The organism is Marinifilum sp. N1E240 (assembly GCF_009295825.1).
Classification (GTDB): domain Bacteria; phylum Bacteroidota; class Bacteroidia; order Bacteroidales; family Marinifilaceae; genus Marinifilum_A; species Marinifilum_A sediminis.
Window position 1 is genome coordinate 95,420 of record NZ_WHKF01000005.1, and the last position, 22,899, is coordinate 118,318.

The window sequence follows — 22,899 nt, forward strand, 5'->3', positions numbered from 1 at the left end:
TTCTATTTTAATAATAAGAACAAAATTTTCATAAATCATGAGTTATACTCAAAAACAAGTTACGGACGCTTTGCGTTTAGTGCACTATCCGGGTTCCGATAAGGATATCATGGGTTTGGATATGGTTCGTAATATAAAGATTGAAGGAAAGAAAATTGGTTTCGATTTGGTTTTCCAAAAATCAGATGATGTCAATATTATTCCTTTAAAAAAGGCTTGTGTTTCTGCAATTCTTAAGTTTGTTGATAAGGAAGCAGAGATTAAGGGAAATATTAAAGTTAAGGCTGTTCATGTAGTTGAAGAGGCTGGTGTTCTTCCTAATGTTACCAATATTATTGCGGTTGCATCGGGTAAAGGAGGAGTTGGAAAATCTACGGTTTCTTCGAATTTAGCTGTTGCTTTGGCCAAAGCGGGAGCTAAAGTTGGTTTGATTGACGCTGATATTTTTGGTCCTTCGGTGCCTAAAATGTTTGGTTCAGAAACTGCGAAGCCAAATCTAATTCAGATTGATGGCAAAGATATGATCGAGCCTCATGAGAAGTATGGTGTTAAGATGTTGTCAATCGGATTTTTTGTTGATCCGGCGCAAGCAACAGTTTGGAGAGGTCCAATGGCTTCGAATGCCTTAAAACAAATGATTGAAGAAGGTAACTGGGGAGAATTAGACTATGTACTAATTGATTTACCACCAGGAACCAGCGATATTCATCTAACTTTGGTGCAAACCGTTCCGGTTACAGGAGCTATTGTGGTAAGTACACCACAGGATGTTGCTTTGGCTGATGCTATTAAAGGAATCAATATGTTCGAAGGTGCTGGTGTAAATGTACCAGTTTTAGGTATGGTTGAAAATATGGCTTGGTTTACTCCAGCTGAATTACCAGATAATAAATATTACATTTTTGGTAAAGATGGATGTAAAAAACTGGCAGAAGAAAAAGGCTTGGATCTTTTAGGTCAAATTCCAATTGTTCAAAGTATTCGTGAAGGTGGTGATAATGGTACGCCAGCCGCTGTAAATGGAGACTCTGTTACAGGAATGGCTTTTGCCGATTTAGCAGCTAAACTTCAATCTGTTGTAAGTAATAGAAATGAAAAATTAGATCCTACAAAAAAAGTTCAGATAACTAGATAAGATCGAAATTTACAGATATTTTAAAAGGAGCTTTTTAGCTCCTTTTTTTATTTCACTTAAATAAGGGTATTTTTAAAAAGTTTTAATAATTTTCAGATTGAATAAAATAAAACCTCATTGATAGCTGTTATACATTTTTAGGTTGAAGTATCTTGAAAATATTAATTGTAATTGTTGGGTAAATATTAGTCAATAAATAACATAGAGGTTTTAATCAATAACGAATCGTTTTTATCATACAAAACATATAGTCTTGACTCGAACAAACATTCAAAAAGCTTTACTGATAGTATTCTGTTTAATATTTGCTTTTGCTTGCTCTAATCAAAAGAACACTTTTGTTAGCAGACAATATCATGCGCTTACGACTCATTATAACGTTTATTTTAACGGTAAGGAAAGCCTCAAAGAGGGTGAACTAAAAATTGAAAATGGTATTCAGGAGAATTACACCAGATTGTTTCCTGTGTTTGAATATCAGAATGTATCGGCAAGAGCATTGTCTTTTTCAAGTATGGATCGCGTTTTAGAAAAAGCTACGAAGGCGATTAAAATTCATTCCATTACCAGAAAACCAAAACGTAAAAAGAACAATAAATCTGAAAAGTATAAGGAATTTAGAAAGAAAAAGGAATACAACAATTGGATTGACGATTGTTATCTGCTTATTGGTAAAGCACAATTTTACAAGGGAGAGTATCATGTTTCGGAGAAAGCATTTGATTTTATCTTGAGAGAATATCCCGATTCGGAATTGGTACCTGAAGCTAAATTGTGGAAAGCGACTAGTTTGATCGATAGAGGTGAATTTATTGCTGGAACGGAAATTTTGGAACGATTATCGAGCGAAAATGAGCTGACTAAAGAAGATCTATTGAGAATTTCAGCATTAAATGCAGACGCTGCAATTCGTCAGAATGAACTGGAGGATGCGATTCCTCATTTGGAAAGATGTACAGCTTTATCAAAAAATAAAAAGAAGAAAGCACGTTACTTTTATCTATTAGCCCAAATTCATCAAAAAACAGGAAATCCAAGTCAGGCATCAAGAGCTTTTCAAGAACTAATTGATTTGAATGCCAGTTATGAAATGACTTTTAATGCAAAAATTAGCAGAGCACTTTCGTATACTGGAAACGAAAATGGTGAGGAGATTAGAAAAGGTCTGAGAAAAATGCTTCGTGATGAGAAGAACAATGAATATCAGGATCAGATCTATTATGCCATGGCTGAAATGGATGTTATTGATGAGGATATGGAATCTGCAATTCCAAATTACTGGAAATCAACAAAAGTTTCTTTGTTTAATGAAAATCAAAAAGCAATATCATTCTTAAAGTTGGGTGACTACTATTTTGGTGAAGAAACTTACCCAAAGGCTCAAATGTGTTATGATAGCTCAATGACTTATTTGGGAAGAGATTATCCAAACTATGCGGTTCTATCAAAACGAGTTGGAAACTTGACCGAATTGGTGAACAACTTAAATATGGTTGTTCGTGAGGATAGTTTGCAGCGTGTTGCTTTAATGAGCCAACCAGATAGAGATAAGTTGATTAGCGGTATTATACAGAAAATAAACGACAAAGAAAGAGAGGAAAGGTTAAGAGAGTCTGAAGCTCAATCTGATAGAGCCTTTTTTGCGCAAAACAATATGTTGGGTAACAATTCAAGAGCTGGATCTTCTAGTCAGGGGAATTGGTATTTCTACAATCCAACCAATATTGGTATCGGTAAATCCGATTTTCAACGCAAGTGGGGACGTAGAAAACTGGAAGATAATTGGAGAAGAAAAAATAAATCTACTTTTACAATTGAGGATGAGGAACTCGCTTTGGAAGGAGATCAGGGAGATGGAGTAAGTTCTCAGTCGAAAAAGAAGGATTTAAAATCGCGAGATTATTATTTGAATGATCTGCCAATGACCAAAGCAGCAATGGTAAAATCCAATGAAAGAATCATGAAAGGTTTGTATCAGGCTGGCTTGGTTTACGAGGAGAAATTGTTGAATAACGAAAAGGCTTTGGAAAGTATGATCCGCTTACTGGAGAGATTTCCAGATAATCCTTATTTGCTTTCAGCTTACTATCATTGCTACTCGCTAAACAAAGCTCAAGGAAATTCTGCTGAAGCCAATAGGTTTAAACAAATGATTTTAACGGAATTTGAAGGGAGTGAGTATGCTAAAGCGCTAAACGATCCAAATTACCGCTCTAAAATCGATGCTGAAGATCAAAAGGCGAATAATTTGTATGCTCAAGCTTACGAAGATTTTCAGAATTACTATTATTTTCGGGTTGTTAGACTTTGTAATGAAGGGCTTCTACGATATCCGGAAAGTGAATTACGACCTCGTTTCTTATTCTTAAGATCGCTTAGTATCGGTAGAACTCAAAAAGCGAATAATTTTAAACAGTCGCTAGAACAAGTAATCGAAGCGAATCCAAGCAAGGAGATTGAACAAACTGCAAAATCGATTATTGCTGGTTTAGATAAGGGAGCCAAACCTGTTATTTATACAAGAAAGGATATGGAATTGGCAAGACAAAATCGATTACTTCGCAATTGGAGAATTGAAGAACAACAGGCAATGGTTGAAATTGAAGGCAAAGGAGAGAAAAAGCCAGAAATTAAAGCATTGTACAAGTTTAAAACGGAGGAGGAGCATTATTTTGTTTTGATGTTCTCAAAAAAAGATGGAGATCCAAACAGAAGTTTATTTAATGTTTCGCGATACAATTCAGATGCTTACAATAATCGAACTTTTAAAGTTGACCGACTTTCTTTGGATAAAGAACAGATAATGATTTTAGTGAAAGGTTTAAAGGACAAGACAGATGCTTTAAATTATTTTAATGGAATTATCACAAGCAATAAAGCTTTTAAAGGATTAGAAGATGTTGATTACCGCAATTTTGTGATTTCTGAGTCGAATTTTGCTGTGTTAAAACAAAGTAAAGCAGTAGAGCAATATCTTGACTTTTATACCAAAAGCTATTTTGATATAGAGCGCAAAGCTAAAAAGGAAACGGTTAAACGAAAAGGAAAATTAGTTTCGGTTAATTCCAATTTGGATTCATTAAAATTTGAAATGGATGCCAAAGACAACCATAAGTTTATCATTCTGGTACCGGTTCGTAAAATAAACATTGGCAAGCTAAGAACGGATATTTACAATCATGATAAAGATTACAGTGTATTAAGAGAACAGTACGATGCTGATTTGAATATGATTGTAGTGAACAACATTGGAACCAAATCCGATGCGATGAAATACTTTAGAAATTTGGTGACTGATAATGCAGTATATGCTCAACTCGAAAGTGTTGATTATAGAAATTTCATAATCAGTGAAGAAAATTTCAAAAATTTCTATGTAAATAAAACATTGTTCCCATATCTCGATTTCTTTAAGAAAAACTATTTGGATGCAAATGATGTTGCTCCTGTTAAAAAGGAAAAAGTATTGGTTGATGATGGCTTGTATAAATACAATGAAGATCTGCCGCATTACTTTGCTTTAGTATATTCTACCGAGAATGTAAATCGCAAGCAATTGTTGAGTGGCATAAAGAGATACAATACTCGAAGCCTAAAAGTTGAGGTTAGAAATTTAGACGACAATCGTGAGATATTATTGGTAACAAATATGCGAAACAAAAAGCAGGCTATGATGTACTTTAGAGCCATAGTTACTAATCGTGAATTGTTTGCACCTGTTGAAAAAGTTGGGTATCGTAATTTTGTGATATCAGATGAGAACTTGAAAGAATTTATGAAGGATGGAGATCCGGCAGTTTATCTGCAGTTCTTTAAAAAGTACTATTTGAAATAGAGCTGGTGAAATAAATGTTTCAACTTGTCGTTAGCTTTAATATGTCGTGTTGAACTAAAATTGAAGAGTGTGAAAGATATAACGATACTTTGGGTTGATGATGAGATTGAATTGTTGAAACCTCATATCATTTTTTTGGAAGGAAAGGGATATAAAGTTGAACCGTGCAACAATGCCTACGATGCAATTGACATGGTACGCGATACGCATTTCGATTTGGTTTTACTTGATGAAAATATGCCAGGCATGAGTGGCTTGGAAGCTTTGAGCGAAATAAAATCTATAGATTCTGCCTTGCCAATTGTAATGATTACAAAAAGTGAGGAAGAAGATATAATGGATGAGGCTATTGGAAAACAAATATCCGATTACCTGATAAAACCTGTGAATCCGAAGCAAATTTTACTAACACTTAAAAAGCATATCGACAAAAAGCGCTTGGTTTCCGAGAAAACAACAATGGCTTACCAATCGAAATTCGGACAAATGGGAATGGAAATTAACGATTGTCGTGATTTTGAAGATTGGATGAAGATGTACCGAAAACTTGTTTTTTGGGAATTGGAATTGGCTAATATCGAAGATTCGGGAATGGATGAAATTTTGCGTATGCAAAAGACTGAAGCCAACAATTTATTTGCTCGATTTGTAAAGAAAAATTACCTGACATGGTTAGATCCTGATGAGGAAAATAAGCCATTGATGACACCTAATATTTTTAAAGAAAAAGTATATCCGTTATTAGATAAAGGACAGAAGGTAGCTTTTATTCTGATAGATAATTTGCGATACGATCAGTGGCAAACTTTGTATCCGGTTATTAACAATTACTATACATTGGAAGAGGACTCCATGTATTTTTCGATTCTTCCAACGGCAACTCAATATGCCCGAAACTCTATGTTTTCAGGTCTAATGCCTCTTGAAATTCAAAGACGCTACCCCGATCATTGGATCGATGAAGATGAGGAGACGAGTAAGAATTTGCATGAGGAAGATTTTATTGGTTTTCAGTTAAAGCGTCATTATAAAGATTATAGCTATCATTACGAAAAAATCAATAATGAAAAAATGGGAGCCAAAGTGCTTAACAATTTAACTTCCATTTTAAATGCTGATTTGAGTGTGTTTGTGTACAATTTTGTTGATATGCTTTCACATGCCAGAACCGAAAGTGAAATGATTCGTGATTTGGCTGCTGATGAGGCTGCCTATCGCTCACTAACCTTATCCTGGTTTGAACATTCTATGCTTTTGGAATTGATTAAGAAACTGTCAGAGCAAGGGGTGAAATTGATTATTACTACAGATCATGGTTCAATCCGAGTTCAAAATCCTATTAAGGTGATTGGCGACAGACAAACCAATACCAACCTTCGTTACAAACAGGGAAAAAACCTGAATTACAAGTCGAAGGAGGTTTTTGAAGTGACAGAGCCACGAAAAGCGCAACTACCTCAGGTAAATGTAAGTTCTTCTTATATCTTTGCATTCGGTGAAGACTTTTTGGCTTATCCAAACAATTTTAATTATTACAGTTCTTACTATCGAAATACTTTCCAACATGGAGGAATTTCGTTGGAAGAGATGGTAGTACCATTGGTAACCTTAAGTCCTCGAAAAGTTTAATTATCAATACTTTGTTAAGAAATGAGCGAATTAAAGATCAATTCACTTGAAGAAATCAACTCGGTGGCAAAAGAATTCCTAAAATTAGTTGGGGATAAAAGAATTTTTGCAATGCATGGAGCTATGGGAGTTGGAAAAACTACTTTTGTAAAAGCTATATGCGAAGAAATGGGCGTTGAGGATACAATCAATAGTCCAACATTTGCAATCGTAAACGAATATCATACAGCTAAAGAAGATATTATATATCATTTCGATTTTTATAGAATTGATGATGTACAGGAAGCATATGATTTTGGATATGAGGATTATTTTTATTCCAATGCAATGTGTTTTATTGAATGGCCAGAGAAAATTGATTCAATTTTGCCTAACAATACGGTTGAAGTGCATTTTAAAGAAGAAGCTGACGGTGCTCGTTCCATTCAAATTCTATAGGTAGCTTAAATCAAAAGCGATTAAAAGCCAAAAATTTCTTAAATTGTAATGCCTAAGTATAGGTAATTATCCCTTTTTAATATTACAATTTTGTATATGACGCCGATAAGTGAAGGATCAAAGAATTTTCCGTTGGGGCACGAGTTTTATCAACCCAAAGAAGAAATGTTGGAATTAGAACGCCGACGTAAACAATTGGCTATTGGTATTCCTCGTGAAGATTATAGGGGAGAAAATCGTGTGTGCTTAACTCCTCAATCAGTTGAGATTTTGGTGAATAACGGACATGAGGTGATGTTGGAGCGAGGAGCTGGTTTGGCTTCTAATTATACCGATAAAGAATACAGCGAAAATGGAGCCTTAATTGTAAATGAGAAAAAAGAGGTATACCAATGCGATGTAGTCATGCAGGTTTCTCCTTTCTCAGGGCATGAAATTGATATGCTTAAAGGCAATCAGATTTTATTTTCGGCTTTACAAATTAAGAGTCAATGTGGTGAAAATGTGCGTAAATTAATGCAAAAGAAAGTCACTGCTATTGCCTTGGAATTGGTTAAGGATAGAGATAATTTTTTTCCTGTTGTTCGATCAATGGCTGAAATAGCCGGAATATCATCGGTTATGATTGCTGGTGAATATTTAAGTAAAGCACATGGCGGCAAAGGGGTAATGCTTGGTGGCATCACCGGAATTACGCCAACCGAGGTAATTATTTTGGGTGCAGGAACGGCAGCAGAATATGCAACCCGAGCAGCACTTGGATTGGGTGCAATGGTTAAGGTTTTCGATGATTCTATTTATCGTTTACGCAGATTAGAGGATCATTTAGGACACAGAGTGTTTACTTCTATTTTTCATCCTCACGTACTTCATAAAGCTTTGGCTTCGGCCGATGTGGTAATTGGAGCAATGCGATATGAGCGTGATCACGCTGGTTTCATGGTTACAGAAGAGATGGTTCAGTCTATGAAACAGGGATCGATTGTTATTGATTTGAGTATCGATCAGGGAGGTTGCTTCGAAACATCAATGCTTACCAATCATAAAGATCCGGTATATAAAAAACATGGCGTACTGCATTATTGTGTACCAAACGTTCCGTCTCATGTAGCAAGAACAGCATCATTGGCATTAAGTAATATTTGTTCTCCTTTGTTGCTAAATATTGGGCATAATGGTGGTGTTCATCAATTCATTAAAAATGATGTTGGTTTGCGCCATGGAACTTATGTGTATCGTGGAATTTTAACCAACAGACGCTTGGGAGATTCCTTTGGAATACTGGCTAAAGATATCGATTTGTTGTTGGCTGCGATGTAACGCTGTTTAGTGTTTTTTCAACGGCAATTGCAAATCCATCTCGAATTACATTTTCAGTAGTTTTATATTTGTCCTTTAGTTCTTTTGGAGCATTATCGACAACATAGCTATGTTTGCCCCATTCCAATAGATCAATATCGTTGTAGTCATTGCCAATTACAAAAGAATCTTCAGCTTTTAAGCCTAATTTTTTGCAGAGCCATTCGCAACCATGTCCTTTAGAAATGTGAAGTGGAAAAATTTCCATCCATATCGATTCATGATCCAAAGGTGATGTGGCGCGTATGATTTTAATATCGTCGAATTTGTTTTTTAGCTCTTCAAACCAATCTTCTTTATTGGGCAATATTGCCAGGAGTTGACAAGCATCACGTCTGGTGTCTTCTATTTTTCCTACAGGAGTGGCAAATTGTTTGTATAGGTTTAAACGTCTGTCAAAATCAGAATTTTTATTTCCACCTTGATAATACCAGAATTGATGGTTTAAAGGAATTGGATCCAAAATCATAAAATCGGTTTTGTGATCAATAAGAACCTGAGATAATTCTTGAACTTCCTTGGCATCAATTTGCTGAGAATAGATCAGTTGCTTATTTTCCCAATTCATGATTCCGGCACCAGAAGAAAAAATTAAATAATCGATTGGAAAATCATCCGGTAAAACTGCCATGGCTGAATAAAGTGTTCTTCCTGTTGCGATAACCCTTGTGATATTTGATTCTTTTAAGTCTTCAAGGCATTTGTAATTTCTTCTACTAACCTCACCCATTGAAGGTAATAAGGTGCCATCTAAATCTGTAACCACAATCTTTATCTGCTCTGCCATATATTCAATTTTAAGCTAACTGCTAAATTTACATTTTTAAGCTGAGAAATGTTCAGTAATGCTTCTATTTTATTGTTGTATGTTCGAATGTGTGCTCTTAAAAGTAGGCTCTTATCTCCATACTTCCTACATGAATAGCTTTGCCACTTTCACTTTGTCTTCCATTGTAAGAGATGTTTATTTGAAATACTTTAGATAACTGTTGGTTGTACCCTAAGCTCCAGGTTGAGTTGTTTCCAGGTAAAAAACCTTCTAACATTTCATAAGCTATCGAGCTGTTCGAATCGGCATTAAAATCAACATTTAAGAAGTTAAAACTTGCGCGTAATTTTCCTGTTTTTACAATTGAATATTGACAATCGGCACCAGCATTGTGAGTAGATGATTTTTCACTAGCTAGATTATTTTCTTTCTGATTAAAAGTATAATTTAAACCGAATTGAAAAGCTAAAGTCAATTGAAATTTTAGTTTCAATTCATTTTTCATCTCATCAAGTTGATAATCCTGATCAGCAAAATTTTCATTGTGCAGGCTCTTTTTGCCAAGATCAGTACGATTGCTCAATTGATTTGAATTTCCAATTCTCCAGTTGAATCGAAACCCATTTTGCACATACTTTCTTCTTTCAAATCCTTGTGTTAACAACTGTTTTCCTTTGCTACTAACATGCAAGATATCCCAATTGGTTTTGGATTTTGGTTTACGGTACGATAATGTGTTCTGAAAGCTTGAATTAATGGTGATTAAATTTTCATCAGAGGATTGTGATTGAAATGGATTTGCATACATGTTGAAATCGTCCGTTAAGCTTTTTTTCGAGATACGATAGGCAAATCGATTGCTAAATCGGCCTAGAAATGAAACGAATTTTGATTTTGAACGAAGCCTTTTTAAGCGCAGGTTAAAAGTTTGGCGAAATTCACTTGTGTATACTTTTTCGTAATTATTTGTATTGGTAGCAACACGAATGTAATTGGCTTCATCTTTAAAGCTGGCAATTTCAAACTCGTTTAATTCTTTAACATCGTTGTTGTTGTAATCCGTCCAGCGATACACTCCTTGTCCATCGTTTACTTCTACATACGAGTATTCTTTTTCACTCTCCAAACCCGAACCCAATTCATAATAAGTAGAACTTTGTAGCAGTCCTTTTTTTATTCTTGCCTGATGATTCAGTTTTCCTAAAAATGTATTTTCAGGTTCTTCGGAAGTATAGGAATCATCTAATATTGAAAGTTTGCGGTAGACCGATTCAATTTTCAATTGATTATTCTTGTTTTTCTTTAACCATATTTCGCCACCAAAATCTTCCGATTCACTTTGAGCACGTAATTTATTATCTCCGGATAGAAAATCTTTTCTTTTTCGATAATAGGCTTGGAACTGATTGGAGGTAGAATCCTGATTACTGATATAGAATTTATAGGAATGAAAGGCAAAACTATTCGAAAGTAAATTCTTGTTTTCTTTATTTTTAAATTGATTGTTCTCATTTTCAGTTTCCACTCCAATTTTTGCAAATCCTAACTTATAATTTGCATCTAATTTGTGTCTGTAAAATTTACTTTCAGTTTTTTTCTGATCGGTTGATAAGGAATTTCCAGTGAAAAGTATTGTGTACTTTTTATAATCGTAATTCAAATCAAGAGAATGTTTTAATCCGGTGTAATCCGATCCCTTTTTTAATAGAGATAAATTGTAAGCAACCTTTCCCCACTTATTATTGGTGAATATATTATTTACAGAATAGTAGCTCTCATTTTGTTTGCTTAGTGATTCATCTACATTCCAATCTCGTTCAAATTCTATTGATCTAAAGTTCTCAATCTGTTCAAAATTTTTGTTGATGTAATGAAAATTGAAATCGCTAATAAGGAATTTTGTAGTATCTCTTAGAGTCGTTTTTTTAGAGATTGAAATATCGGTTGCAATGCCTTGATTGTCTCCATCATCTATGGATGAGAATGTGTTTAGATCTCGATTGCTTAATGCAAATTCAAACTTGGAATTCAAATTTTCCCCTATGCTTTGATGTCCGCCAAAAGTAAACATCTGTTGCTTTTGTGGACTTATCAATTGAGTTAAAGGAGCATAATCTCCTTGTGGAATTCCATTTATCGGATCAACCCATTGGAAAACTCTACCATTGGCTACACTATTTGCCTGCACGTAGTTTCCACCATTATTGCCGGTATATGAGAAATTTACTCTATATATAGCATTGTCGGCATTCGTAGAATATTGGTAAATTTCATATTCAATATCTGATACCGACTTTTTGATTTTTTGATACAATACAAAGTCATTCGAATATTCTACAACTTCCTCATTGGGCACTTTTGCCAATTCCAAATTATCACCAATTTGACTTAAAAGTAGTTTGTTTTCATCACTCAAAGTCTGATCAATAGGTTGATTTTTTCCATCTTGTTCATGATAAATATTCAACCAGAATTTCCCTTTTTTTGTAGAATACTCATTGGAATTAAAGATTAAATAGCGAGAATAATTTTCCTCTGAATATTCGTATTCAACGGTAATTCTTGAGTTGCGAGTGATGGGTTGACTAGTTGTAAAACTTAGTTCTGCTGTGTTGTAATTAATTGTATAATCGAATTTTTCACCACGTGTTAGTTTTTTACCATCTACATGCACTTTTTCCGATCCTGCCAATACAACAATGTAGGTTTCATTGTTTGCTCCTGTTAATCGATATGGACCTTGAATACCTTCATTTCCTTCAATTTCCATTCGGTTGTATTTCCCTTTGGCAATAGATGCACTTATAGTTGATTTAAATGTATTGCCAGTTTTTCCCTTGGAGAGTAAACCTGAAAATTTTCCACCTTGTACTTTCTTGTAGAACTGCATGAAATTGCCCTTTGAAGATTCTATTTCGTAATCTCCCAGAGTTAATTCCTTCGTATCATCATAAAGTTTAATGTAGATTCTGTCGAAGTCTTGTATGGTCTGAGTGTTTCCATCTGGCTGAATAGGGATGTTGTTGTCGGAAATAGCCGCAAGGATATTTACATCATTGCTTAGTTTCCCTGATAATTGCAAATTAAGATTTGAATTCATCACCACATCCTGATTGTTGCCATATGAAATTCCTCTAGAGTAATTGCCTTGTTTTTCGAGTTGACTACTGGAAAATACACCCCGCTGGTTTGTTCTGCTATTTATTGTGAATGTTCTTGGTCGAGCATCGCTGGATAGATTCATTTGTGATAAATCTCGAGTATATCGTGGTTTGCTTACATTGTAAGAGTAGATTCGATATTTGATCTGTATTGAATCGTTTAAGGCTACCAGTTTTGCTTTGGCGATAAAATTTCCACTAGTCAGATCTATTTTGTACCAGTCGGAATTTATGATTTCTCCATTGTATAGAACTTTTACTGTTGAAGGAAGTATCAATAGAGAATCCAATTGAGTGGTATCCTTATTCATTAGAATTTGTTTTTCTCTCAAGTTGTTTTGAGATTGACCAAATAAATTGGAAATGGATAGAATTAGTAATATGAAGAAAATACAATGTTTCAACAGAAATATTATTCTTTGGTTTATAGAGATTCTAAGCTAGATTGAAATCCGCTCTTCTATAAACGAATTCTAAGCTGTAAAATTATTAGTTTTGTAAGGAATAAAGATAGCGAAGCTCTTCCGTTAAATATTAATTTTTTTCAATTATGGTTTTCTTATATAATCTATCGGTTCGAATGTATGTTCTTTTAGTTAGAATTGCGGCTAATTTTAACCCAAAAGCCAAGCAATGGATTGATGGTAGAAAAGATTTGTTTAACAAACTTGAAAAGGCAGTTAAAGATGAAGAGAATATTGTTTGGTTTCACTCTGCCTCATTGGGAGAATTTGAACAAGGTCGACCTGTTATTGAAAGCTATAAGGAGAAATATCCAGATTGTAAGATTCTATTAACTTTCTTTTCACCTTCGGGTTATGAGGTTCGAAAGAACTATGAGGAAGCAGATTTTATTTTTTATTTGCCACCTGATTTTGCTGGAAATGCCAAAAGATTTATGGATATTGTAAACCCTAAATTGGCATTTTTTATCAAATACGAGTTTTGGCATCATTATTTAAAGGAACTTAAAAAGAGAAATGTTCCTACCTATATTTTCTCTACAATTTTCCGTTCAGATCAATTATTCTTTAAGTCTTACGGAAGTTTTCACAGAAGAATGTTGTCAGCCTTCACTCATCTATTTGTTCAAAATCAGGAATCACTAGAACTTTTAAAAGGGATTGGAATGTCAAATACGACCTTAACAGGTGATACCAGATTCGATAGAGTATATTCAATTGCAACTGGCTCAAAATCCTTACCTAAGGTAGAAGATTTCAGTCAGGATAGACCGGTTTTAATTGCAGGTAGTACCTGGCCAAAGGATGAGGATAACATTATTCAATATCTTAACGAGTCGGAAAACAACTACAAATATATTATTGCGGCTCACGAAGTTGACGAATCGCATATTAATGCGATAACTTCAAAAATAAATAAGAGTTGGGTTCGATATACAGATGCTAGCAAGCAGGAAATTAATCAAGCCGAAGTTTTGGTGATTGATTGTATTGGTGTATTGTCTTCCTTATATAGATATGGTACTGTTGCATATATTGGAGGTGGATTTGGACGAGGAATTCACAATACACTAGAGGCTGCAACCTTTGGTTTACCTATAATATTTGGTCCTAATTATCACAAATTTCAAGAAGCAAAAGACTTGATTGAAATTGGCGCCTCAAATAGTTATGAAAAATATGATGAATTAAAGGATTTACTCGATGATTATTTCAAAAACGTCAAAAAAAGAGAAAATTCTGGTCAAGAATCTAAAAACTATGTAGATAAAATGAGAGGTGCTAGTTTGAAGATATTATCAGAAATTAAGGTCTGATTTTTCAAGTTTCTCAAGACTATAGTATTTGCTGTAGGTGTCACGATTTTGCTTTCTCGTTTTTACCAAATGCACTTTTTTGGTGGTGAAAGGATTTGTTTAATTCATGCAATTTTATTATCTGTAATAGCTTCTAAAATTTTCCTTTTGGATAACTTTTTGATTTTTTTCAAAACATAAGGTCCGGCAGATCAATATATTAACAATGATTTGTGGATAACTTTTCTATTTTATTTTAATTCCTTGTTGTACAATCTTGGGGCTTTGCCTAACTTGCGTAGTACAAAATCAGGCCGGGTGAATCCGGTCATTTTGTTGATTTAGAGAGAATCATAACCCCTAGTAAAAACCACTTATTTTAGAATCTTGATGGAAGTAAAGGAGACGAAGCAAAAAGAAAAGGAAATGAGAGAAACTTTCAATCCTGAAGACGCATTCAAGGCATCATTTGAATATTTCAAGGGAGACGAGCTAGCAGCACGTGTTTGGTTGAATAAATATGCATTGAAAGATTCTTTTGGAAATATTTATGAAAAGACTCCGGATGATATGCATAAAAGAATTGCAAGTGAAATTGCAAGAATTGAAAAGCGTTATCCAAACCCACTAAGTGAAGAGGAAATCTTTGCAGTACTGAAAGATTTTAAATATATCGTACCACAGGGAAGTCCTATGTCAGGTATTGGAAATAAATTCCAAATTGCTTCTTTATCCAACTGTTTTGTGATTGGTAATGATGGTGATTCCGATTCTTATGGTGGAATCATGAAAATTGATCAGGAGCAGGTACAATTGATGAAACGTAGAGGTGGTGTTGGTCACGATTTATCACATATTCGACCAAAAGGCTCACCTGTTAAAAATTCTGCTTTAACTTCTACTGGTATTGTTCCTTTTATGGAGCGTTATTCAAATTCAACTAGAGAAGTGGCTCAAGATGGTCGTCGTGGTGCTTTAATGTTGAGCGTTTCGGTTCGTCACCCTGATTCGGAAGAGTTTATTGATGCAAAAATGGAGCAGGGAAAAGTTACCGGAGCAAATGTATCGGTGAAAATTCATGACGAATTTATGCAGGCTGTTGTTGATGGAAAGAAATACAAGCAACAATATCCAATTAATTCTAAAACTCCTTCTTACACTCAGGAAATAAACGCAGGTAAGCTTTGGAATAAGATTGTTCACAATGCATGGAAATCGGCTGAGCCAGGAATTCTTTTCTGGGATACCATCGAAAGAGAATCAGTACCGGATTGTTATGCTGACTTAGGATATAAAACTGTATCAACAAATCCATGTGGCGAAATTCCATTGTGCCCATATGATAGTTGTCGATTATTGGCAATCAATTTATACAGTTACGTTGAAAATCCATTTACACCAGAAGCTAAGTTCAATTTCGAACTATTCAATAAGCACGTTGCTTTGGCTCAAAGAATAATGGATGATATTATCGATTTGGAATTGGAGAAAATCGATGCGATAGTAGAAAAAATTAATGCAGATCCTGAAGGTGGCGAAATTAAGAGAGTGGAGCGAAAACTTTGGGAGAATATCCGTGAAAAGGCAAACGAAGGAAGAAGAACAGGTGTTGGTATTACCGCCGAAGGTGATATGTTGGCAGCTTTAGGAATGCGTTATGGAACAGATGAGGCGATTGATTTTTCGGTAAAAGTACATAAGGCAATTGCTGTTGAAGCGTATCGTTCATCGGTTTATTTGGCTAAAGATCGAGGTGCATTTACCATTTACGATAAAGAGCGTGAGAGCAAAAACCCATTTATCCTTCGTTTGAAGGATGCTGATGAGACTTTATATAAGGACATGATCAAGTATGGTCGTCGTAACATTGCTTGTCTTACCATTGCTCCTACAGGAACTACAAGTTTGATGACTCAGACAACTTCAGGAATTGAACCTGTCTTCATGCCAGTTTACAAACGTAGAAGAAAAGTAAATCCTAACGATAAAGATGTACGTGTTGATTTTGTAGATGAGATCGGTGATAGCTGGGAAGAATTTGTGGTATTCCACCATAAATTTGTAACCTGGATGGAAGCAAACAATATCAATGCAGCTCAGCATTTCACAAATGAAGAAATTGACGAATTGGTAAAGCAATCTCCTTACTATAAGGCCACATCTAATGATGTAGATTGGTTGCAAAAAGTTCGTATGCAAGGAAAAGTTCAGAAATGGGTAGATCATTCTATTAGTGTAACCGTAAATTTACCAAATGATGTTCCAGAATCATTGGTCGGTGAATTGTATGTAGAAGCTTGGAAAAGTGGATGTAAAGGTTGTACTGTATACCGTGATGGCTCTCGTTCAGGAGTTTTAATTTCTAACGATACCAAGGAAAAAGAGGATAAGAATATTCCTGAAAAACGTCCTGCAGAACTGGAAGCTGATGTAGTTCGTTTTCAAAATAACAAAGAAAAATGGATTGCTTTTATCGGATTGTATAAAGGGCAACCATACGAAATTTTTACCGGTATTCAGGATGATGAAGAAGGAATCCTTCTACCAAAATCGGTTAATAAAGGAATCATTTTAAAAGGTAAGGATGAGGAAGGAAATACTCGTTATGACTTCCAATTTTGTAACAAGCGCGGTTTTAAGACTACTTTCGAAGGATTATCTTATAAGTTTGATAAGGAATTCTGGAACTATGCGAAACTGATTTCAGGAGTATTGAGACACGGTATGCCAATCGAGCAGGTTGTTAATTTGATAGCTGGACTTCAGCTAGATAGTGAAAATATTAATACTTGGAGAAACGGTGTTGAGCGTGCTCTTAAAAAATACATTCCCAATGGAACGAAAGCAAAAGGAATGAATTGTACCGAATGTGGTTCTGATCATATCATCTATCAGGAAGGATGTCTGATATGTCAGTCATGTGGTACATCGAAATGTGGATAACCTATCGATAATAATACAAACAACTTAATTAAGGGAGCCTTTTGGGGCTCCCTTTTTTTATCAAATTAAAATTAGCAGATTGCATATGATGATAGATTGAAAGTAGGTATGTTTTAAAACTACTTTTTTGTAAGTAAAAAATGCTATTTTTGTTACAATCAAGTTCAGGATTGCAATTTAGAATAATGATTTGTGATTCTTTCGACATTACCAGTATGATGTAGTAAGCTTTAGTGATTTATACAACATATAAGTGGTGACTTGTCGATTATGACTGTTTAAAATTTATTTCTGTTATTAAAGGGTTTACATTTTGTAAGCTCTTTTTTTACATCAAAAAAGATGTAAATCCAGTAGGTTTTTATTTTGTCTTATCATAAAATACTCTAACTTTGAGTATATAGCATTAAAACAAGAAAAAATTAACAACGATTATATGGATTTTTCATCAAATTATAACTGGGAGGGGAAAGTTTTATTGGTGGCGGAAGATGAGGATTTTAATTACATTTTTTTAGAAGAAATACTCATCGATACTAATGTAACCTTAATCCGCGCCAAAGATGGGCAAGAGGCGATCCAGATATTTGAGTCCAATCCTAAAATTGATCTTGTTTTAATGGATATGCAGATGCCAGTTCTGAATGGATATGATGCAACCAGAAGCATTAAGAAATTGAAGCAGGAAATTCCTATTATAGCACAAACAGCTTATCATTATGGTGAAGCTTACGAAGAAATAATGGCTGCAGGTTGCGATGATTTTGTTACCAAGCCTATTGATATTGGAGGTTTGAAAAATATTATCGCTAAATTTTTATAATCCATTCATTTTTGAATTATCAAGTCTAGTTTCTTTTTCCATTTTCTTATCTTTGCAGCCAAATTAACGGATATTAAAGATGAGCGAAAAGAAAGTCAGAGTTCGATTTGCACCCAGTCCAACAGGACCACTTCACATGGGTGGCGTAAGAACAGCCTTATTTAATTATTTATTTGCCAGAAAGCACAATGGGGAATTTTTGCTTCGTATTGAAGATACGGATCAAACCAGATATGTTCCAGGTGCTGAAGATTACATTGCAGAATCTTTAAAATGGTGTGGTATAACCATTGATGAAGGAGCAACAGTTGGTGGAGAATTTGGTCCTTACCGCCAATCGGAACGTAAGCCAATGTACCGTGAGTATGCTGATAAGTTAATTGCTTCGGGTGATGCTTACTATGCTTTTGATACTCCTGAGGAATTGGATGCTATCCGTAAACAATGCGAGGAAGAAAAGAAAACATTTATATACAATCACGAAACACGCGACAATTTGAACAACTCTTTGGCTTTATCTGTTGAAGAAGTTCAAAACAAAATTGATGCTGGCGAAGCTTATGTTGTGCGTTTTAAGATGCCTGTTGGTGAAGAATTGCACATGGATGATGAAATTCGTGGTCATGTGGTTTTCAATACTTCAACTTTAGATGATAAAGTGTTGTTCAAATCAGATGGAATGCCAACTTATCACCTTGCAAATGTTGTTGATGATTACCTAATGAAAATTTCACACGTTATTCGTGGGGAAGAGTGGTTGCCATCGATGCCATTGCACGTATTGTTGTATAGACAATTGGGTTGGGCAGCTGATATGCCTAAATTTGCTCACTTGCCATTGATTTTGAAACCAGTTGGTAAAGGAAAATTAAGCAAGCGTGATGGTGATAAATTAGGATTCCCTGTTTTCCCATTGTTGTGGACAGATCCTAAGACTAACGATATTTCATCGGGTTATCGTGAAGACGGATATTTCCCTGAGGCTTTTGTAAACATGTTGGCTTTCTTGGGATGGAACCCTGGAACGGAACAAGAGATCTTTTTAATGGAAGAATTATCCGAAGCATTCTCATTGGAGCGTGTGAATAAATCTGGTGCGAAGTTCGATCCTGAAAAAACCAAGTGGTTCAACCGTCAGTATTTGGTAAATAAATCAGATGAAGAGATTGGTGGCTTGTTTGCAGCAGAGGTGTTGAACGAAAAAGGAATTGAAGCCGATGCAGCCAAAGTAAACCGTGTTTGCGGAATGGTGAAAGATCGTGTTGATTTTATCGCTGAATTGTGGGAGCAAGTGAACTTCTTCTTCGAAGCACCAAAAGAGTACGATGCAAAGACTGTGAAAAAAGGTTGGAAAGAAGATACTCCAGCTTTAATGACAGAATTGAAAGGTATTTTGGAAGGTATTGAAGATTTCTCATCTGCAAACTCTGAAGAGATTGTAAAAGGATGGATCACTGCTAAGGAAATTGGTTTCGGTAAAATCATGAATCCATTCCGATTGGCTATGGTAGGTGCTGGTAAAGGTCCTCACATGTTCGATATCATCGAAATTTTAGGAAAAGAAGAAACTCTTGCCCGTTTAGATTACGCAATGGAGAATATTAAGAAATAAATATCAAATACCACGGGTTTAAACCCATGGCAGAGCATATATAAAACCACTTCCAATTTTGGAGGTGGTTTTTTGTTTGTTATTTTGCCCTGGTTTTAAAGCCAGGACATATTTAGTTCGAAGTTAATTCTTTATTTACCCTCTGCGTCTTTCCAATAGGATCATCATCATTAAACCAAGCATAATTCTGTCATCATCTTCTTCTCCCATTTCTCCAATTTTTGATAGCTCAAAATTTCTCCCGAAGAAAGAAGCTTGCTTTTTTAAACGGATAATTTGTTTTCCATTTTCATCCGTAACGATATATGATGGATTAAAAAGATATCCTGTGAAAATTCCAAGAACAGGAATTTCTCCCAATAATGAATCCAAAACCTTAATCCAGGCATTTTCTTCTCTAACTGTGTATCTTTCATGTTCAGAATTGTCGAAAATTCTATAATCTGTTTTCCATATAGATTTCCAACCTTTACGTACAATTTTACCGAATGATTTTTGACCTTCATCGAAAAAAGTGTAAGCAGTTGAGAAATCTAACCATTTATCTGCTTTGATACTGTAATTTATTTTTTCTCTTGAATCATCGCTATAAATTTGGATGTCTTCTTTTAGCTTAAACATTTTTTGTCTCACATAAGCCAAAGTCTTTCCATCAGCGTCAGTAGCAGTAAAATCGTTCGCTAGTGTAGAAATGTTGAATTTGAAGTTTACCGGGAATTGTAAGTTTTGCATGCTCTGTATTATATTAGTTTTAACAAGGCGCAAAATTAACAAAATAAATATATTTTAGAAGTTGAGCTATTTCTTTTCTATTGAGGCACTCACTCTAAGTGAATGTCTCAATTAATTTTTTGGGTATATTTTAAATAAGGAGAGGTAATAAAAAAACCTGTCAGGATTCTAAATCCCAACAGGTTTCTAATATTATCTTGAAGCTTGCAGCTGAATGCTGACAGCTTAAATTATTTCTTCTTCTGTGCCTTAGCCCATGAATCTTTCAATGAAACTGTACGGTTAAAGATTAGCTTGTCAGCTGTTGTATCTTTATCAACCGAGAAGTATCCCAAGCGAGTAAACTGGAAATGTTCCTCAACTTTGGCATCTTTCAAACATGGTTCAACGTAACACTCTTCCAATACATTTAAAGAATCAGGATTAATGAATTCTTTAAAATCTTTGTCTTTGTGTCCGTCAGGAGCTTCGTCGTTGAATAAACGATCGTAAATGCGAACCTCAGCTTTAGCAGCATGCTTGGCAGAAACCCAGTGAAGTGTTCCTTTGACCTTACGCTTGCTCTCTTCAGATCCGCTACCACTTTTCGATTTAGGATCGTAGGTACAGTGAATTTCTGTGATGTTACCATCAGCATCTTTCACAGCCTTTTCGCACATTACAATGTAAGCAGCCTTTAAACGAACCTCACGTCCCGGAGTCATACGGAAGAATTTACGTGGTGCATCTTCCATGAAATCGTCACGCTCGATATACAGTTCACGAGAAAAAGGAATCTCACGAGTTCCTGCATTCTCATCTTCTGGATTGTTATCGATGCTTAATAATTCTTCCTCACCTTCAGCATAATTGGTAATAATCAGCTTGACTGGATTTAAAACCCCCATTACACGAGTAGCTGTTTTGTTCAAATCCTCGCGAACGTGGTGCTCCAATAAGGAAACATCGATTACATTGTTACGTTTTGCCACACCAATGGTATCGGCAAAATTACGAATTGATGCTGGCGTAAATCCTCTACGACGCAAACCAGAAACGGTTGGCATTCGCGGATCATCCCATCCATTAACATGACTATCGTTTACCAATTCCAATAGCTTACGCTTACTCATAACCGTGTAGCTTAAGTTCAAACGTGCAAACTCGCGCTGTTTTGGTCGGTACTCAGTATCGGTTAAGTTCTCAACAAACCACTCGTAAAGCGGACGGTGAACTTCAAATTCCAAAGTACAGATAGAGTGAGTGATACCCTCGATATAATCCGACTCGCCATGAGCATAATCGTACATTGGGTAAATACACCACTGATCGCCAGTACGGTGATGATGTGCATGCATGATACGATACATCAATGGATCGCGCATGTGCATATTTGGTGATGCCATGTCAATTTTGGCACGTAATACTTTCTCTCCATCCTTAAATTCACCATTCTTCATTCTTGCGAACAAATCAAGGTTTTCTTCTACGCTACGACTACGGAATGGACTCTCGGTTCCTGGAACTGTTGGTGTTCCTTTTTGCTCTGCAATTTGCTCTGCAGTCTGATCGTCAACGTAAGCTTTACCATCGGTAATCAACTTCACAGCCCAATCGTATAACTGATCGAAATAATCAGAAGTATACACTGGATCTCCATCCCACTTAAAACCTAGCCATTTGATGTCTTCCATAATGGAATCAACATATTCGGTATCCTCTTTTACAGGATTGGTATCGTCGAAACGCAGGTTACATTTTCCCTGATATTGTTGGGCAAGGCTAAAGTTCAGGCATATTGCCTTTGCATGACCGATGTGAAGATACCCGTTTGGTTCCGGTGGGAATCGCGTGTGAATTCTTCCATCATTTACATTGTTTTTCAGATCTTCCTCGATAATCTGTTGGATAAAATTAAGAGATTTGCTTTCGTTAACACTCTCTTCTTTTACAGTTTTGTTATCCATACTTTTCAATTTAAAATGATACATGATTTGCCCTGGATTCTCTCGAATCCTGCCTTGCCTTTCGATTCGAAACGCATGAATATAAATTTACAATAAATAAACTTATCCGATGGCATTCGAAAACGAAAAAACAAAAGTAGATAAAATACGCTAAACTCGTTTCAAATTAAGCCATAAAGAAGAGTTGAGAAAGGATAAAGTTTGAAGTAAAAAGGAGAAAGTGGTAAAATCCCAGGAATCAAATCCCAAATCTAATTGTTTTGGAACCTGGGTTTTGGAATTTGAATTTTCTTACTTTAATTTCGCCACAGATTAATAAGAGCAAAAAGATGGGAATTATTGAATTGGAAGGCATGGAGTTTTATGCCTATCACGGATGTTTTAAGGAAGAACAAATTGTTGGGAATAAGTTTACCGTGTATGTGCGTATGGAGTACGATGCAAGGCAGGCAGCGAGTAGCGACCACATTGGTGATGCTTTAAACTACCAGAGAGCTTACGAGAAAATTAAAGAACAGCTGCAAATTAAATCGCATTTGTTGGAGCATGTTTGCGAAAGAATTTTGGATATGTTGTACGAAAACTTCGCAGAATTGAAGCACGCAACAGTAAAAGTTTCGAAAATGAACCCTCCAATGGGTGGGCAAATCGAAAAAGTGAGCCTAACTCTCTCTCGCTAATTGTTTGATTCTGCAAGAATTGCAAAAAAGCTGTAATTTTTTTCTTACAAAAGCTTTAAAAAGTTTGTTTTGATAAAA

14 protein-coding genes are annotated in these 22,899 nt (G+C 35.3%); 10 read left to right on the top strand and 4 right to left on the bottom strand.

The features are described from left to right. Positions 1-37: 37 nt before the first annotated feature. The 5 genes from GCQ56_RS13915 to GCQ56_RS13935 all read left to right on the top strand — a co-directional run bounded on the left by GCQ56_RS13915 (position 38) and on the right by GCQ56_RS13935 (position 8,357). Positions 38-1,135: an Mrp/NBP35 family ATP-binding protein gene (locus GCQ56_RS13915; protein ID WP_152735099.1), complete on the top strand. Its 1,098-nt coding sequence runs from the start codon at positions 38-40 to the stop codon at positions 1,133-1,135. Between the two features lie 253 nt (positions 1,136-1,388). Further along, positions 1,389-4,970 carry a lipopolysaccharide assembly protein LapB gene (locus GCQ56_RS13920; protein ID WP_152735100.1) on the top strand — a complete coding sequence of 1,194 codons (3,582 nt, stop codon included), beginning with the start codon at positions 1,389-1,391 and terminating at the stop codon, positions 4,968-4,970. Between the two features lie 69 nt (positions 4,971-5,039). Beyond that, a complete protein-coding gene (locus tag GCQ56_RS13925; protein WP_299993760.1) occupies positions 5,040-6,599 on the top strand; it encodes a bifunctional response regulator/alkaline phosphatase family protein in 1,560 nt (519 codons plus the stop codon). Positions 6,600-6,620: 21 nt separating this feature from the next. Further along, positions 6,621-7,037: a tRNA (adenosine(37)-N6)-threonylcarbamoyltransferase complex ATPase subunit type 1 TsaE gene (tsaE, locus tag GCQ56_RS13930; RefSeq protein WP_152735101.1), complete on the top strand. Its 417-nt coding sequence runs from the start codon at positions 6,621-6,623 to the stop codon at positions 7,035-7,037. Positions 7,038-7,133: 96 nt separating this feature from the next. After that, positions 7,134-8,357, top strand: a complete 1,224-nt coding sequence (locus GCQ56_RS13935; protein ID WP_152735102.1) for an alanine dehydrogenase — start codon at positions 7,134-7,136, stop codon at positions 8,355-8,357. Here GCQ56_RS13935 and GCQ56_RS13940 read toward each other — a convergent pair. Then, entirely contained in the window at positions 8,323-9,183 is an 861-nt protein-coding gene (locus GCQ56_RS13940) for an HAD family hydrolase (protein WP_152735103.1), read from the bottom strand. The genes GCQ56_RS13935 and GCQ56_RS13940 overlap by 35 nt on opposite strands. A gap of 97 nt (positions 9,184-9,280) precedes the next feature. Further along, on the bottom strand, positions 9,281-12,637 hold the full coding sequence (locus GCQ56_RS13945) for a hypothetical protein (RefSeq protein WP_152735104.1): 3,357 nt from the start codon (positions 12,635-12,637) through the stop codon (positions 9,281-9,283). 239 nt (positions 12,638-12,876) lie between these two features. Here GCQ56_RS13945 and GCQ56_RS13950 point away from each other — a divergent pair, with 239 nt between their 5' ends. The 4 genes from GCQ56_RS13950 (at position 12,877) to gltX (ending at position 19,463) form a co-directional block, all read left to right on the top strand. After that, on the top strand, positions 12,877-14,106 hold the full coding sequence (locus tag GCQ56_RS13950) for a 3-deoxy-D-manno-octulosonic acid transferase (RefSeq protein ID WP_152735105.1): 1,230 nt from the start codon (positions 12,877-12,879) through the stop codon (positions 14,104-14,106). A 405-nt stretch (positions 14,107-14,511) separates the two neighbouring features. After that, complete coding sequence (locus GCQ56_RS13955) at positions 14,512-17,028, top strand: adenosylcobalamin-dependent ribonucleoside-diphosphate reductase (protein ID WP_227006080.1); 2,517 nt, start codon at positions 14,512-14,514, stop codon at positions 17,026-17,028. Positions 17,029-17,464: 436 nt separating this feature from the next. Beyond that, positions 17,465-17,851 carry a response regulator gene (locus GCQ56_RS13960; protein ID WP_152735107.1) on the top strand — a complete coding sequence of 129 codons (387 nt, stop codon included), beginning with the start codon at positions 17,465-17,467 and terminating at the stop codon, positions 17,849-17,851. Positions 17,852-17,930: 79 nt separating this feature from the next. Next, positions 17,931-19,463, top strand: a complete 1,533-nt coding sequence (gene gltX / locus GCQ56_RS13965; protein WP_152735108.1) for a glutamate--tRNA ligase — start codon at positions 17,931-17,933, stop codon at positions 19,461-19,463. Positions 19,464-19,598: 135 nt separating this feature from the next. Here the strand turns inward: gltX and GCQ56_RS13970 are convergent, their stop codons facing one another. Both GCQ56_RS13970 and GCQ56_RS13975 read right to left on the bottom strand, forming a co-directional pair. Further along, positions 19,599-20,195 (bottom strand): hypothetical protein, encoded by a 597-nt coding sequence (locus GCQ56_RS13970; RefSeq protein ID WP_152735109.1) that lies wholly within the window; start codon positions 20,193-20,195, stop codon positions 19,599-19,601. A 230-nt stretch (positions 20,196-20,425) separates the two neighbouring features. Next, positions 20,426-22,141 carry a glutamine--tRNA ligase/YqeY domain fusion protein gene (locus tag GCQ56_RS13975; RefSeq protein ID WP_152735110.1) on the bottom strand — a complete coding sequence of 572 codons (1,716 nt, stop codon included), beginning with the start codon at positions 22,139-22,141 and terminating at the stop codon, positions 20,426-20,428. A 329-nt stretch (positions 22,142-22,470) separates the two neighbouring features. Between GCQ56_RS13975 and folB the strand changes: the two genes are divergently transcribed. Next, complete coding sequence (folB, locus tag GCQ56_RS13980; RefSeq protein ID WP_152735111.1) at positions 22,471-22,821, top strand: dihydroneopterin aldolase; 351 nt, start codon at positions 22,471-22,473, stop codon at positions 22,819-22,821. Positions 22,822-22,899 lie beyond the last annotated feature (78 nt).